A 15426-nucleotide genomic window follows, 5' to 3' on the forward strand; every position below is an offset into this window, starting at 1 on the left:
GGCAGATCATGAACGAGAGTTCGAGCGAAGGGCAAGGGGTGGGGCCGGAGGCCTCTCAGGTCACTGGGTGCCCTCGTCCGCCACGCAGAACTCGTTGCCCTGCGGGTCCTGCAGGACGTTCCAGGCCAGGCCGTGCATGGAGTGCTCACCGATCACCGTCGCCCCCAGCCCCACCAGGCGCCGCACGTCCGCCGGGCGGTCGGGGGACGCGAAGTCGACGTGCACCCGGTTCTTGACGGACTTGGGCTCGGGCACCCGCTGGAAGCCGAGGACCAGCGGCGTGGCGGGGACGATGACGAACTCGCCGTAGTCCCGCGTGCCCTCCACCCCCAGCGCCGTGGCCCACCAGGCGGCGAGGGCCTGCGGGTCGGGACAGTCGATCGTGATCATCTCCGGTGAGATTCGCATGGTCCTCACCGTACGGTCCGGCACTGACAACGGGCCGGGAGCACGCGCGTGCTCCCGGCCCCACCAGGCGGAAGGCCCGGTCTCAGTCGAAGATCGGGCCCTGCGTGCGGGTCCGCTTGATCTCGTAGAAGCCCGGGATGGAGGCGACGAGCAGCGTGCCGTCCCAGAGCTTCGCCGCGTCCTCGCCCTTGGGGGCCGGGGTGACGACGGGACCGAAGAAGGCGACCTGCTCGCCGTCGGCGCCGGGCACGGCGACGACGGGGGTGCCGACCTCCTGGCCGACCTTGTCGATGCCCTCCTGGTGGGAGGCGCGCAGCTCGGTGTCGTACGTGTCCTTGTCGGCGTACTCCACCAGGTCCTCGGGCAGGCCGGCGTCCTTGAGGGCGCCGACGATCGCCTCGCGGGTGGGGCCCTCGTCGTTGTTGTGGAAGCGGGTGCCGAGCGCCGTGTAGAGCGGGCCGACGACCTCGTCGCCGTGGAGCTGCTGCGCGGCGATGACGACCCGGACCGGGCCCCACGCCTGGGTCGCCAGCATCTCGCGGTACTCCTCGGGGACGTCGTCCAGCTTGTCCTCGTTGAGGACGGCGAGGCTCATCACATGCCAGCGGACCTCGATGTCGCGGACCTTCTCGACCTCCAGGATCCAGCGCGAGGTCATCCACGCCCACGGGCAGAGCGGGTCGAACCAGAAGTCGGCCGGGGTCTTGCCGTTCGCGGGGGTGCTCTGGGACATCTCTCTCCTCATGGAATGGCCTGGTGCTGCTGTGGTCCAGAACACTCCCTGAAGGTCTCCCATTCCCGGACCGGCCGCTGCCGGCCGACCGGATACCGGCCGCCACGGACGCGTGCAAGGATCAATAGGTTCGAACACGACACATGACGCGCGTCACGAAGGAGTGCCCGTGCCCGGTGAAAACCTGTCCCGCGACGAGGCCCAGAAGAGGGCCGAGCTGCTGACCGTCGACGGTTACGAGGTCGAGCTCGACCTGCGTTCCGCCGTCGACGGGCCCGAGGGGGCCGGCGGGGGCGGGGGGCCGGTCACGTTCCGGTCGCTCACCACGATCCGGTTCCGCTCCTCCCGGGCCGGTGCCTCGACCTTCGCCGACCTGGTGGCGCCGGGTGTGGACGCCGTGACGCTGAACGGGAAGGCGCTCGACCCGGCCGCTGTGTTCGACGGCGCCCGGGTGGCGCTGGACGGGCTCCTGGAGGGCGAGAACGTCCTCGTGGTCGACGCCCGGTGCGCGTACAGCAGGACCGGCGAGGGCATGCACCGCTTCGTCGACCCGGAGGACGGCGAGGTCTACCTCTACACGCAGTACGAACCGGCCGACGCCCGCCGGGTCTTCGCCAACTTCGAACAGCCGGACCTCAAGGCGCCCTACCGCTTCCAGGTGACCGCGCCGGACGGCTGGCGGGTCTGGTCCAACGGGGCCGAGGAGTCGCACGAGGGCGGGGTGTGGCGGTTCGCGGAGACCCGGCCGATCTCCACGTACATCACGGCCGTCGTCGCCGGTCCGTACCACTACGTGACCGACCACTACAGCCGCACGTTCGAGGACGGCACCACCCTGGAGATCCCGCTCGGCGCGATGTGCCGCAAGGGGCTCGCCAAGCACTTCGACGCGGACGACGTCTTCCTGGTCACCAAGCAGGGCCTGGACTTCTTCCACGACAACTTCGACTACCCGTACCCCTTCGGGAAGTACGACCAGGCCTTCGTGCCGGAGTACAACCTCGGGGCGATGGAGAACCCGGGCATGGTCACCTTCCGCGAGGAGTACATCTTCCGCGGCAAGGTCACCTCGGCCGCCTACGAGCGGCGCGCCAACGTCATCCTGCACGAGATGGCGCACATGTGGTTCGGCGACCTGGTCACCATGGAGTGGTGGGACGACCTGTGGCTGAAGGAGTCTTTCGCGGACTTCATGGGCTCCTTCTCGATGGTGGAGGCGACCCGCTTCACCAACGGCTGGATCACTTTCGCCAACAACCGCAAGGCGTGGGCCTACCGCGCCGACCAGCTGCCCTCCACACACCCGATCACGGCCGACATCCGTGACCTGGAGGACGCCAAGCTGAACTTCGACGGCATCACGTACGCCAAGGGCGCCTCGGTACTGAAGCAGCTCGTCGCGTACGTGGGGCGGGAGGCGTTCCTGGAGGGGGCGCGGCGCTACTTCAAGAGCCACGCCTACGGCAACACGCGTCTCGGTGACCTTCTTTCGGTGCTGGCGGAGACCTCAGGGCGTGACATGACGGCCTGGTCGCGCTCCTGGCTGCAGACGGCCGGCGTCAACGTGCTGACCCCCGTCGCGGCGTACGACGAGGCCGGCGCGTTGACGGAACTGACCGTCGTACAGGAGGCCGCTCCGTCCCATCCGGAGCTGCGCCCGCACCGGGTCGCGGTCGGCCTGTACCGGCGTACGCCGGAGGGCGAGCTGACGCGGTACGCACGGGCCGAGGTGGACGTGGCCGGCGAGCGCACCGTGGTGAAGGAGCTGGCCGGGGCGGAGCGGCCCGATCTGATCCTGGTCAACGACGACGACCTCACGTACTGCAAGGTCCGCTTCGACGAGGGGTCCCTGGCGACCCTCCGTGACCACCTGGGCTCCATCACCGACCCGCTGGCCCGTGCCCTGTGCTGGTCGGCCCTGTGGAACCTGACCCGGGACGCGGCTCTGCCCGCCCGCGACTTCGTCGCGCTGGTGCTGGCGCACGCCGGGCGCGAGAGCGACATCGGCGTCCTGCAGATGCTGCACGCCTGGGCGCAGTCGGCGCTGGTGAACTACGCCGCCCCTGCCTGGCGCGAGGAGGGCGGCCGGGCGCTGGCCGAGGGCGCGCTGCGCGAGCTGCGGGGAGCCGAGCCGGGCAGCCAGCACCAGCTGACGTGGGCCAGGTTCTTCGCGGCCGTGGCGGGCTCCGAGGCGGACTTCCAGCTGCTCGGCGGGCTCCTGGAGGGCACGGCCCGGATCGACGGGCTGGAGGTCGACCAGGAGCTGCGCTGGGCCTTCCTCTCGCCGCTCGCCTCGCACGGCGTGGCGAACGAGGCGGCGATCGACGCCGAACTGGCCCGGGACGACACGGCGTCCGGCAAGCGCCACCACGTGCGGTGCCTGGCCTCGCGTCCCTCAGAGGCGGTCAAGGCGCAGGCGTGGGCGGCGGTCGTCGAGTCGGACAAGCTCTCCAACGCGCTGGTCGAGGCGACGATCGCGGGCTTCGAGCAGCCCTCGCAGCGGGAGCTGCTGGCGCCGTACGCGGACCGCTACTTCGCGGCGATCGAGCGGGTCTGGGCGGAGCGGTCCATCCAGATCGGCATGCATGTGGTGAAGGGCCTCTTCCCGGCCCTCCAGGACAGCCCGGAGACCCTGGCGGCGACCGACGCCTGGCTGACCGGTCACGAGGACGCCGCTCCGGCGCTGCGCCGGCTGGTCCTGGAGGCCCGCGACGACCTGGCGCGGGTGCTGCGCGGGCAGGAGTGCGACGCGCGGGCGTAGGAGAGAGGGCGGTTCAGGGGGCGCGCGATCAGGAGGTGCGCGCGGCGCGAAAGTGGCGCTCGCACATCTGACCGGATGCGCCCCCTGGCCAATTCGGGCACAATCGCTCTTTTCGGCTGTCGAACATCCTTACTTTAGGGCTGCGTTGTCCGGAATTGTCGACGGCTCTGTAACAGGGGTTAAGAGACCCTGAGTTGGCGGGAAATCATCGCCCATGACCCAGAACACCCCGCTCTCCCCCCTGTCCTCGCGCCTCCCCCGCCCCTCGCACCACTTCCAGGACGTGACGCGCCGCGTCCTCTCCGCCGCCCAGCTCCGCGCACGCGGCGTCTCCGCCGCGCAGACGTCCGCGCACTGCCTGCCCGGCGGCCCCTGGCAGCACCTGCTCCCCGGCGTCTATCTGCTCCACCCGGGCCCGCCCGGCGGCCGGGAGCGGCTGCACGGCGCCCTGCTGTACGCCGGCCGCCCGCCGGTCTCCTCCCGGCGCACGTCCCCGGAGCACACGGACGCGGGGTTCGGCGAGGCGATGGTGACCGGGCTCGCGGCGCTCGCGCTGCACGGCTTCGCCGCGGCGCCGGAGCTGGAGGCGCTGCACCGGATCGACGTCCTGGTGCCGCGCACCCGGCGGCTGCGCTCGTCCCGGTTCGTGGAGGTGGTGCGGGCCACCGCCGCGCTGCCCGAGCCGGTGCTACTGGCCGGAGTGCCCGTCGCCCCGGTGGAGCGGGCGCTGGCGGACGCGGTGGCGGGGCTGACCGAGGTGGCGGAGGTGACCCGGCTGCTGACCGAGGCCGTACGGGCCGGGCGCAGCGAACCGGCCGCGGTGGTGCGGGAGCTGAGCGCGGCCGGGGTGCTGGGGCGGCCGGCGGTGGTGGGTGCGGTGGACGCGCTGCTGGCCGCGGGACGGGCGGCGGCGGAGGAGCGGCTGTACGCGATGGTGCGCGAGCACGGGCTGCCGGAGCCGCTGTGGAACGTGGAGCTGCGGCTGCCGGGCGGGCCGGAGCTGGGCGGGGTCGACGCGTACTGGCCGGATCTCGCCGTCGCCGTCGAACTGGACACGCGCGCGCCGCGGTTCGGTGCGCCGGAGAAGGGGTGGCGCGGCGGGAACCGGGGGCCGGGGCGTGCTGAGGACCCGCAGTGGTCCGCGTACGCCGCCAAGCGGGAGCGGCTGGAGCGGCTCGGGGTCACGGTCGTCCACCTCACCCCGGGGAAGCTGTGCGAGGCGGTGGACCAGCAGGCCACGGTGGTGCGTACGGCACTGATGGCGGCGGACGACCGGGAGCCGGCGGCGTATCTGGTGGTGCTGCCGCGGTGATCGCGGCGCGAGGTGTCACGGGTGCCACTGGTCCGGACCACCCGGGCCGTGGTCCGGACCGCAGAGGCGGAATGATCAATTCCAGCAGGCACTTTCGCCTCATTCATCCCGTGTGACGCATCGTCCCCGGTGGCGGATCTATGCCATGTACCTGTCTCGTCTCCGTCAACTCTCCACAAAGCCCTGTCATTTACGACAGGGTGAGCGGTCATCCGGTACCGAATTCCGGACTCTCTCTTTCAATTACAGGGATGCTGATGACCAAGGAATCCCCCAGCTCCATACCCGGGGCGAGACGAGCCGCGCGCATAGCCGCCGCTGCCGGCCTGGCCGCCGCCCTCGCGGCCTCCGGCGCGGCACCGGTGTTCGCCGTCGACGACCCGGCACCGGCACCCGTCAAACCGGCCGCCACGAGCGACCAGGGCGACAAGCTCGGCAAGGCCGACGCCGAGGTTCTGGCCAAGGCCGAGGCCAAGGGCGAGAAGAACATCACGATGATGATCGCCACCACCCCGGGGGCGACCGAGCAGGTCACCGAGCAGCTGGACGCCGTCAAGGGGTCCGTGCTCGGCCAGACCTACGACAAGCTCGGCTACGTCCGGGCGACGGTGCCGACCGGCACCGCCGAGGCCACCATCGAGGCGGCCTCCAAGCTCAAGTCCGTGCTCGGCATCGATCTCAAGCAGGAGATCAAGCTGGACGACCCGACGCCCGCGGGTGACCGGGCGGCCGGCGCCAAGCAGGTCAAGGCCACGGGCAGTTACCCGGCGCCGGGCAAGAACACCCCCGCCGCCAACCCGTACAACCCCTCCTTCGAGACGGGCGCGGTCGACTTCGTCAAGAAGAACCCGACGGCCGACGGTCGCGGGATCACCATCGGTGTCCTGGACTCCGGTGTCGACCTCGGCCACCCGGCCCTGAAGAAGACCACCACCGGCGAGCGCAAGATCGTCGACTGGGTGACCGCCACCGACCCGGTCAACGACGGCGACGGCACCTGGCTGCGGATGACGCAGACCGTGACCGGACCGACGTTCACGGTCGGCGGGAAGACCTACTCGGCTCCGGAGGGCAGCTACAAGTTCGCCACCTTCGCCGAGTCGGCCACCACCGGCGGCGACATGGCGGGCGACCTCAACCGCGACGGTGACACCACCGACGTCTGGGGCGTGCTCTACGACCCGGTCAAGGGCACCGTCCGGGTCGACCTGAACGAGAACGCGGACTTCTCCGACGACAAGGCCCTCAAGCCGTACAAGGACAAGTTCCAGGTCGAGTACTTCGGCGAGGACGACCCGCGCACCAAGGTCGTCGAGCGCATCCCGTTCGTCGTCGAGACCCGCAAGAACGTGGTCTACAACGCGGCCGGCGCCAAGGCCGACTACGTCAACATCGGTGTCATCGAGGGCTCGCACGGCACGCACGTCGCGGGCATCACCGCGGCCAACGGCCTGTTCGGCGGCGCGATGAACGGCGCGGCGCCCGGCGCCAAGGTCGTCTCCTCGCGCGCCTGCACCTGGTCCGGCGGCTGCACCAACATCGCGCTGACCGAGGGCATGATCGACCTCGTCGTCAACCGCGGTGTCGACATCGTCAACATGTCGATCGGCGGCCTGCCGCCGCTGAACGACGGCAACAACGCCCGCGCCGAGCTCTACAAGCGCCTCGTCGACATCTACGGCGTCCAGCTCGTCATCTCGGCCGGCAACAGCGGCCCGGGCCTCAACACCATCGGTGACCCGGCCCTGGCCGACCACGTCATCTCGGTGGGCGCGTCGATCTCCAAGGAGACGTGGGCCGCGAACTACGGCTCCAACGTCACCAAGAAGTACGACATGCTCCCCTTCTCCTCGCGCGGTCCGCGTGAGGACGGCGGCTTCACGCCGACCATCTCGGCTCCGGGTGCGGCGATCAACACCACCCAGACCTGGTCCGAGGGTGGTCCGGTCAAGGAGGCGGGCTACGCCCTGCCGCCCGGCTACTCGATGCTCCAGGGCACCTCGATGGCCTCGCCGCAGGCCGCCGGTGCGGCGGCCCTGCTGCTCTCCGCCGCGAAGCAGAAGGACCTGGAGCTGCCCCCGGCCGACCTGCGTGTCGCGCTGACCAGCTCGGCGAGCCAGATCAAGGACGTGCCCGCGCACGTCCAGGGCTCCGGTCTGATCGACATCGTCGCCGCCTGGAAGCTCATCACCAAGAAGGGCAACCCGGCGCACGAGTACAAGGTGAAGGCACCGGTCGACACCGCGATCGACTTCGCGCTCAAGGACCCGGGCTTCGGCACCGGCCTCTACGACCGTGAGGGCGGCCTGAAGGTCGGCGAGACGAAGGTCTACGAGATCACCGTCACCCGCACCACCGGCCCGGACCGCAACGTCCAGCACAAGCTGTCGTGGAAGAACAACGACGGCACCTTCAAGCTGAGCAGCCCCGAGTACGTCTCGCTGCCGCTCGACACCCCGGTGAAGCTGAAGGTCACGGCGAAGGCCAAGACCGCGGGCGTGCACAGCGCCATCCTGGAGCTGGACGACAACAAGACCGTCGGCATCGACCACCAGGTCATGTCCACGGTCGTCGTCGCCCACGAGCTGAACAGCCCCGGCTACGCGTTCAAGTCGTCGAGTTCGGTGCAGCGCAACGGCACCACCTCGTACTTCTTCAACGTGCCGGAGGGCGCCAAGACCCTTGAGGTCGCCCTCAGCGCGCTGCGCTCGGGCAGCCAGACCCGGTTCATCGCCCTGCACCCGTACGGGACGCCGGTCGACCCGACCTCCACGGTCAACTGCTACCCGAACTACGAGAACCCGGCCAACACCTGCCGTCCGGACGTGCGCTCCTACAAGGACCCGTACCCCGGCGTGTGGGAGGTCGAGGTCGAGTCGCGCCGTACGTCGCCGCTGCTGGACAACCCGTTCAAGCTGGACGTGTCGATCCTCGGTGCCTCCTTCGACCCGGCGGTGCAGACCATCGCCGAGGCGAAGATCGGCGCCCCGGCCGCGGTGAACTGGAAGGTCACCAACACCGCCGCGCCTCTTGAGGGCAAGCTCAAGGGCGGCTCGCTGGGCTCGGCCAAGGTCGACAAGCCGTCGATCTCCACCGGCCAGACCCGTCAGACCACGGTCACCATCGGTGCGGGCGTCGAGAAGCTCGACTTCGCCATCGGCGGTACGTCGGACGCCAACGCCGACCTCGACCTGTACGTCTTCCGGGGCGCCACCCAGGTCGGCAGCGGCACGACGGCCGGCTCCGAGGAGAAGGTCAGCCTGGCCAACCCGGCCGCCGGTACGTACACGGTCATCGTCGAGGGCTACTCGGTTCCGTCCGGGTCGACCACGTACGACTACCGCGACGTGTACTACGCGGCCTCGCTCGGCACCCTGAAGGTCGACACGTCGAAGACCTACAGCCTGGCGAACGGCGCCTCGGCGCAGGTCGGCGCGGAGGTCGTGGTCGCCGGTGCGGCTCCGGAGGGCCGGCAGTTCTTCGGTGAGGTCCAGCTGGTCAACGCGCGCGGCACCGCCGCGGGCACCGGCAGCGTCGTGATCGAGAAGGTCACGCCGTAACGGACACCGTACGAACAGCAGCGGGGCGGGCGCTCTCCACGAGCACCCGCCCCGCTGTGCGTGTTCCTCGTCACAGGCGGCGGCCCGGGCCGCAGATGTTCCCCTTGGCACGCACGGCCGATGCAGATTCTGCGGCCCTCGCGCGGAGAGCCCGCAGGTCGGACAATGGATTGGACAAGCCGTGCCGGGTCATACGCATGATGGGGCGGTAATCGGGCCGCGCGCACGTACAGCCCACGTGCTCACGTACAGAGGAGTTCCAGTGAAGGTCGGAATCGTCGGCGCCACCGGTCAGGTCGGCACAGTCATGCTCAGGATCCTGGCCGAGCGGGACTTCCCCGTCGACGAGCTGCGGCTCTTCGCCTCCGCCCGCTCCGCGGGCTCCACGATCGGCTTCAGGAACACGGCCGTCACCGTCGAGGACGCCTCCACCGCCGACTACACCGGCCTGGACATCGTGCTGTTCTCCGCCGGCGGCGCGACCTCCAAGGCGCTGGCCGAGAAGGTCGCCTCCCAGGGCGCCGTGGTGATCGACAACTCCTCCGCCTGGCGCAAGGACCCCGAGGTCCCGCTCGTCGTCTCCGAGGTCAACCCGCACGCCGCCCGCGTACGGCCCAAGGGGATCATCGCCAACCCGAACTGCACCACGATGGCGGCGATGCCCGTGCTGCGCCCGCTGCACGCAGAGGCCGGCCTCGAAGCGCTGACCGTCGCCACGTACCAGGCGGTCTCCGGCTCCGGTGTGGCCGGCGTCGCCGAGCTGCACGGCCAGGCGTCCAAGGTCGTCGCCGACGCCGAGAAGCTGGCCCACGACGGCGAGGCCGTGGACTTCCCCGAGCCGGCCGTCTACAAGCGCCCGATCGCCTTCAACGTGCTGCCGCTGGCGGGCTCGATCGTGGACGACGGCTTGTTCGAGACGGACGAGGAGCAGAAGCTCCGCAACGAGTCCCGCAAGATCCTGGAGATCCCGGAGCTGAAGGTCTCCGGCACCTGCGTCCGCGTCCCGGTCTTCTCCGGCCATTCGCTCCAGATCAACGCCCGCTTCGCCCGCCCGATCGGCGTCGAGCGCGCCTATGAGCTGCTGAAGGACGCCGAGGGCGTCGAGCTCTCCGAGATCCCGACCCCGCTCCAGGCGGCCGGCAAGGACGCCTCCTTCGTGGGCCGCATCCGGGTCGACGAGACGGTCGACAACGGCCTCGCACTCTTCGTCTCCAACGACAACCTCCGCAAGGGCGCCGCGCTGAACGCCGTCCAGATCGCGGAGCTGGTGGCGGCCGAGCTGAAGGGCTGACGCGCGAGCCTTGTACGCGCACGCGTCGACGGAAGGGGCGGCCACCGGAGTGCATCCGTGGCCGCCCCTTCGTGTGCGTGCCTCAGGGCCGCCGCACCTCGAAGTGGAAGCACCCGTACTCCACCGCCCGTACGTGCACCAGCGCCACCTCCGGATCCGCGAACGCCTCGTCGAACGCCGCGTCGAAGCCCTTCTCCGCCTCGGCCAGGATCTCCAGCAGTCGGCCGCCGGCGATGTGTCCGCGCGCGTCGTAGCGGCGCACCGTGCGCAGCGCGCCGGGGCGTGAGAAGGGGTAGCTCTGGCGCTCCGGGTCCGGGCCCGCGCACTCCTCGGCGTGGATGAAGACGGGACCCTGCTCGTCGTACGCCCCCGGGGCCGCCCCGGTCGCGGCCGCCCAGCGGCGCAGCGGGGCGTAGGAGACCAGGGCGACGCGCTCCCCCGGCTCGCTGCCGCGCAGGCAGCAGCGGAGGGGGGCGCCGGCCCCCGTATCCCGGTACGGGGCGCAGGGGCGGCCGGCGTCGTCGATGGCGCGGAGCGCGGCGAGCGCGGCGGGGGCGATGGGGTGCGGCTCGTACCGGGCGACGAGGCGCGGCTCGTATCCGGTGGTGGCGCGGAGCTGGTATCCGGTCATGGTTCGAGCCTGGCCCCCGGAGCCGTCCGCGTCCGGCGGAAAACGGACATCGCGCTGGGAGTGCGGCCCATGGAAGGATGACGGAAACGCCGCATACCAAGTCGCACACCTAGGAGATGACCGCGTGCCTGGCACGAATCTGACCCGCGAAGAGGCACAGGAGCGGGCGCGCCTGCTGACCGTGGACGCGTACGAGATCGATCTCGACCTCTCCGGAGCGCAGGGGGGCGGCACCTACCGGTCCGTGACCACCGTGCGCTTCGACTCCGCGGAGGCGGGTGCGGAGACCTTCGTCGACCTGGTCGCCCCCGCCGTCCACGAGGCCGTGCTCAACGGCGAGGCGCTGGACGTCGCCGCCGTGTTCCACGACTCCCGGATCGCCCTGGCCGGCCTGCGCGAGGGCGCCAACGAGCTGAAGGTCGTCGCGGACTGCGCGTACACCAACAGCGGTGAGGGGCTGCACCGGTTCGTCGACCCGGTCGACGAGCAGGCCTACCTCTACACCCAGTTCGAGGTGCCGGACGCCCGCCGCGTCTTCGCCTCGTTCGAGCAGCCGGACCTGAAGGCGACCTTCCAGTTCACCGTGAAGGCCCCGTCCGGCTGGACGGTCATCTCGAACTCGCCGACGCCGGAGCCGAAGGACGACGTCTGGACGTTCGAGCCGACGCCGCGCATCTCCACGTACATCACGGCGCTCATCGTCGGCCCGTACCACTCGGTGCACAGCAGCTACGAGAAGGACGGCCAGTCCGTCCCGCTCGGCATCTACTGCCGCCCCTCGCTCGCCGAGTACCTGGACGCGGAGGACCTCTTCGCCGTCACCCGGCAGGGCTTCGCCTGGTTCCAGGAGAAGTTCGACTACGCGTACCCGTTCGCCAAGTACGACCAGCTCTTCGTCCCGGAGTTCAACGCGGGCGCGATGGAGAACGCCGGCGCGGTCACCATCCGCGACCAGTACGTCTTCCGCTCGAAGGTGACGGACGCGGCGTACGAGGTGCGGGCCGAGACGATCCTGCACGAGCTGGCCCACATGTGGTTCGGCGACCTCGTGACGATGGAGTGGTGGAACGACCTCTGGCTCAACGAGTCGTTCGCCACCTTCACCTCGATCGCCTGCCAGGCGGACGCCGAGGACTCGAAGTGGCCGCACTCCTGGACCACGTTCGCCAACTCCATGAAGACCTGGGCGTACCGGCAGGACCAGCTGCCCTCCACGCACCCGATCATGGCGGACATCGGGGACCTGGACGACGTCATCGTCAACTTCGACGGCATCACGTACGCCAAGGGCGCCTCCGTCCTCAAGCAGCTCGTGGCGTACGTCGGCGAGGACGCGTTCTTCCAGGGCGTGCAGGCGTACTTCAAGGCGCACGCCTTCGGCAACACGCGCCTGTCCGACCTGCTGGGCGCGCTGGAGAAGACCTCCGGCCGTGACCTGAAGACCTGGTCGAAGGCGTGGCTGGAGACGGCCGGCATCAACATCCTGCGCCCGGAGATCGAGACCGACGAGAACGGACACGTCACCTCCTTCACCGTCCTCCAGGAGGCCCCGGCGCTGCCCGCCGGTGCCAAGGGCGAGCCGACGCTGCGCCCGCACCGGATCGCGGTCGGCTGCTACGACCTCGACGGCAGCGGCAAGCTCGTCCGGACCGACCGGATCGAGCTGGACGTCGACGGCGAGCGCACCACCGTGCCGTTCCCGGAGAACACCGCCCGTCCGGCCGTCATCCTCCTCAACGACGACGACCTCTCGTACGCGAAGGTCCGCCTCGACGAGGAGTCGCTGCGGGTCGTCACCGAGCACCTCGGCGACTTCGCCGAGTCGCTGCCGCGCGCCCTGTGCTGGGCCTCCGCCTGGGACATGACGCGGGACGGCGAGCTGGCGACCCGGGACTACCTCTCGCTGGTGCTCTCGGGCATCGGCAAGGAGTCGGACATCGGCGTCGTCCAGTCGCTGCACCGCCAGCTGAAGACGGCCCTGGACCTGTACTCCGCGCCGGAGACGCGCGAGGCCGCGCTCAACCAGTGGACGGAGGCGACGCTGGCGCACCTGCGGGCGGCCGAGCCGGGCAGCGACCACCAGCTGGCGTGGGCCCGTGCCTTCGCGGCGACGGCCCGCAACCCGCAGCAGCTGGACCTGCTCCAGTCGCTGCTGGACGGCACGGAGTCGATCGAGGGCCTGACCGTCGACACCGAGCTGCGCTGGTCGTTCGTGCAGCGGCTGGCGGCCGTCGGCCTGCTGGACGAGGAGGAGATCGCCGCCGAGTACGAGCGTGACCGGACGGCGGCGGGCGAGCGCCACGCGGCCTTCGCACGGGCCTCGCAGCCCTCGGAGGAGGCCAAGGCGCAGGCGTGGGCCTCGGTCGTGGAGGCCGACAAGCTGCCCAACGCGGTCCAGGAGGCGGTCATCGGCGGCTTCGTCCAACCGGACCAGCGCGAGCTGCTGGCCCCCTACACGGAGAAGTTCTTCGCCTCGGTCAAGGACGTCTGGGACTCGCGCAGCCACGAGATGGCCCAGCAGGTCGCGGTCGGCCTCTACCCGACGCTCCAGGTCTCCCAGGAGACCCTGGACGCCACCGACGCGTGGCTGGCCTCGGCCGAGCCGAGCGCGGCCCTGCGCCGGCTGATGTCGGAGTCGCGGTCGGGCGTGGAGCGGGCCCTGAAGGCCCAGGCGGCGGACGCGGCGGCGGCCACCGCCTAGTCGCTTCCGGTACGCGCCCGGGGGCGCTCTCTCCGCTGCGGTGGAGGGGGCGCCCCCTTGGCGTAGGCCGGTGCGCTCCGGCTCTTGTGCCGCATCGGCGTGCGCCCGCGCGTTTGCCGTACGCCCGCGCGCGGGGTGGTCTCCCGTGGCCTACGGTCCGAAGGGTCGTCGCAAGAGCTTCGGTCGCAGGCCACGGGAGGGTTCGGATGCCCGGCTTCGCCGCCGTGCCGGTCGCGCTGGCGCTGTGCGCGGGTCTGCTGACGGGCCCGGCGCAGTCCGCGCGCGCGGACTGCCGGGCCGGTCCGGCAGGCTGCCACGACCTCTACACATACGGGTACGGCCTCGGGCTCCATCCGTTCACCGAGGCGCATGAGGTCCGCGAGCAACTCACGGACCACTTCTGGCTCTTCCCGGTCAGCGGCGGCTGCCCGAGCCGGATCCGGGCCGGAGCCCGCTGCGAGCTGCTGGGCGGCAACCCGGTGGAGGTCGAGTACATCGGGAACGACTTCTTCCAGATCAACACACTGCCGGGCCACCAGCTCGGCAGCGGTATGCACATCCGCTTCGCCTTCTCCCGCTCCCTCGGCTTCCACTCCCTGACCGTCCACGCCTGGCAGGACCGGCCCACCGACTGCACGGGCGAGATGTTCTGCAACGCCGCGAACAGCGCGTTCGCGTGGGGCACCTGGCTGGTGCTGGCCACGACCCTGCGGTTCTCCGCGTACGTCGCCTGAACCGCGAGCCGTTCCTGAACCGCGGGCCGTTGGAGACCGCCCGGCGGGCGGGCGCAGGAGCGCAGCCGTCCGCCGGGCGGAAACTGGGGGGCCGGAGCGTTACGGGGTCACGCGCCGGACTCCTCGTAGCGGCGGGTCAGCTCGGCCGTGCCGGACTCCGTGAAGCCGCCGTGCAGTCGCATCCGGGCCACGCCGCCGTCGGGGAAGGCGTCGAGGCGGACGTGGGTGACGACGGCCTGGGCGCGGAGCACGAAGCGGTGCGGGGTGTCGGGCTGGAGGCGGGTGCGCGGGATGATCTCGAACCATTCGCCGGTGTCGCCGTTACGGCCCTGGAGGGCGATCCAGCCGGCGGAGTTGCCCTTGAGGTAGGCGGTGTCGATCTCGACCGCGCGGATCGCGCCCTGGGCCGGGAGGCGGAAGCGGACCCAGTCGTTGGTGTCGCGGACCCGGCGGCGGCGGTTCTCCCAGCCGTCGTCCATCTTGCGGGAGGTGCCCGGCAGGATGATCTGGGTGGGCGAGGAGTAGAAGCGGTCGGAGGCGTCCTCGTACGTACCGCCGTTGAGCACCGAGATCAGGTCGACCGTGCCGAGCGCGGCGATCCAGGCCGGGTCGGGGACGACCTCGCCGTGCACGCGGAGGCGGGCTATGCCGCCGTCGGGGTGCTGGCAGAGGCGGAGGTGGGTGTAGCGGCGGCCGCCGGTGATCTCGAAGGCGTTGGCCGCGTGGCCGCGTACGGGCGTGGGCGGCAGGATCTCCTCCCACTTCACGTCGTCGGCGAGCAGCTCCTGCGGGCTCGGGGCGCCTTCGACGGCGGCGGCCTGTACCGATACGCGCTGGGGGTAGTTGCCGCGGAAGTGCGCGGTGTCCACGATCAGGCCGCGGACGATGCCGGGGGCGCCGAGGCGGACGATCGCCCAGTCGTGGTCCCCGGGGGCCGGGAAGGGGTTCTCGGCGTCGGCGCCACGGCGGCGACGGGTCTCCCAGCCGTCCATGATCTTGCCCTTGTGGCCGAAGTGCTCGGGGTCGAAGACGGCGCGCTCGCGCAGGAGGAGGTTCTCGCGCTCGGCGAAGAACTCGTCGTTGGCGGCGATCACCCCGGCGCCGAGGCGGCGGTCGGCGAGGTCCACCAGCTCGGTGAAGGGCAGGTCGCCGGCCTCGCGGTAGTCGGCGTAGGGGTCGCCGCCGCCGTAGGGCGCGGCGTCGTTGGCGTGGGGATCGGTGTCGGAGTTCTGAAATGTGGTCTCGCTCGCGCCGAAGGTCATGTGGCTACCTTCGCGCGACCGGAACCATCAGGT

Annotated in this window: 10 protein-coding genes; 6 read left to right on the top strand and 4 right to left on the bottom strand. The window is 70.9% G+C overall.

Features of this window, described 5'->3' with window-relative positions:
- Window positions 1-60: 60 nt before the first annotated feature.
- Together ACIRR8_RS02325 and ACIRR8_RS02330 are read right to left on the bottom strand one after the other, a co-directional pair.
- A complete protein-coding gene (locus ACIRR8_RS02325) occupies window positions 61-408 on the bottom strand; it encodes a VOC family protein (RefSeq protein ID WP_404058022.1) in 348 nt (115 codons plus the stop codon).
- Between the two features lie 82 nt (window positions 409-490).
- Entirely contained in the window at window positions 491-1141 is a 651-nt protein-coding gene (locus ACIRR8_RS02330; RefSeq protein WP_404058024.1) for a DsbA family protein, read from the bottom strand.
- 169 nt (window positions 1142-1310) lie between these two features.
- Here ACIRR8_RS02330 and pepN (ACIRR8_RS02335) point away from each other — a divergent pair, with 169 nt between their 5' ends.
- From pepN (ACIRR8_RS02335) to ACIRR8_RS02350, 4 genes are all read left to right on the top strand, one after another.
- Window positions 1311-3902, top strand: coding sequence for an aminopeptidase N (gene pepN / locus ACIRR8_RS02335; protein WP_404058026.1), 2592 nt, complete (start codon window positions 1311-1313; stop codon window positions 3900-3902).
- Window positions 3903-4116: 214 nt separating this feature from the next.
- Window positions 4117-5214, top strand: a complete 1098-nt coding sequence (locus tag ACIRR8_RS02340; RefSeq protein WP_404058028.1) for a hypothetical protein — start codon at window positions 4117-4119, stop codon at window positions 5212-5214.
- Window positions 5215-5465: 251 nt separating this feature from the next.
- Complete coding sequence (locus ACIRR8_RS02345; RefSeq protein ID WP_404058030.1) at window positions 5466-8774, top strand: S8 family serine peptidase; 3309 nt, start codon at window positions 5466-5468, stop codon at window positions 8772-8774.
- 262 nt (window positions 8775-9036) lie between these two features.
- Entirely contained in the window at window positions 9037-10065 is a 1029-nt protein-coding gene (locus ACIRR8_RS02350) for an aspartate-semialdehyde dehydrogenase (protein ID WP_404058032.1), read from the top strand.
- An 82-nt stretch (window positions 10066-10147) separates the two neighbouring features.
- Here ACIRR8_RS02350 and ACIRR8_RS02355 read toward each other — a convergent pair whose 3' ends face one another.
- Complete coding sequence (locus ACIRR8_RS02355; RefSeq protein WP_404058034.1) at window positions 10148-10696, bottom strand: DUF1203 domain-containing protein; 549 nt, start codon at window positions 10694-10696, stop codon at window positions 10148-10150.
- Between the two features lie 124 nt (window positions 10697-10820).
- On the opposite strand from ACIRR8_RS02355, the gene pepN (ACIRR8_RS02360) reads away from it, so the two are divergent.
- Together pepN (ACIRR8_RS02360) and ACIRR8_RS02365 are read left to right on the top strand one after the other, a co-directional pair.
- Complete coding sequence (gene pepN, locus ACIRR8_RS02360) at window positions 10821-13397, top strand: aminopeptidase N (RefSeq protein ID WP_404058036.1); 2577 nt, start codon at window positions 10821-10823, stop codon at window positions 13395-13397.
- 206 nt (window positions 13398-13603) lie between these two features.
- Window positions 13604-14131, top strand: a complete 528-nt coding sequence (locus ACIRR8_RS02365) for a hypothetical protein (RefSeq protein ID WP_404058038.1) — start codon at window positions 13604-13606, stop codon at window positions 14129-14131.
- 107 nt (window positions 14132-14238) lie between these two features.
- Here the strand turns inward: ACIRR8_RS02365 and alc are convergent, their stop codons facing one another.
- Window positions 14239-15393 carry an allantoicase gene (gene alc, locus ACIRR8_RS02370; RefSeq protein ID WP_404058040.1) on the bottom strand — a complete coding sequence of 385 codons (1155 nt, stop codon included), beginning with the start codon at window positions 15391-15393 and terminating at the stop codon, window positions 14239-14241.
- Between the last annotated feature and the right edge of the window lie 33 nt (window positions 15394-15426).

It is taken from the genome of Streptomyces sp. NPDC101178 (genome assembly GCF_044767965.1).
In the GTDB taxonomy this organism is placed as follows: Bacteria; Actinomycetota; Actinomycetes; order Streptomycetales; family Streptomycetaceae; genus Streptomyces.

Excerpts from the sequence above, each read along its gene's own strand:
- ACIRR8_RS02365 (WP_404058038.1), top strand. The coding sequence starts at position 13,604 with ATGCCCGGCTTCGCCGCCGTGCCGGTCGCGCTGGCGCTGTGCGCGGGT.
- ACIRR8_RS02355 (WP_404058034.1), bottom strand. The coding sequence starts at position 10,696 with ATGACCGGATACCAGCTCCGCGCCACCACCGGATACGAGCCGCGCCTC.
- ACIRR8_RS02340 (WP_404058028.1), top strand. The coding sequence starts at position 4,117 with ATGACCCAGAACACCCCGCTCTCCCCCCTGTCCTCGCGCCTCCCCCGC.
- ACIRR8_RS02345 (WP_404058030.1), top strand. The coding sequence starts at position 5,466 with ATGCTGATGACCAAGGAATCCCCCAGCTCCATACCCGGGGCGAGACGA.
- ACIRR8_RS02330 (WP_404058024.1), bottom strand. The coding sequence starts at position 1,141 with ATGTCCCAGAGCACCCCCGCGAACGGCAAGACCCCGGCCGACTTCTGG.
- ACIRR8_RS02325 (WP_404058022.1), bottom strand. The coding sequence starts at position 408 with ATGCGAATCTCACCGGAGATGATCACGATCGACTGTCCCGACCCGCAG.
- alc (WP_404058040.1), bottom strand. The coding sequence starts at position 15,393 with ATGACCTTCGGCGCGAGCGAGACCACATTTCAGAACTCCGACACCGAT.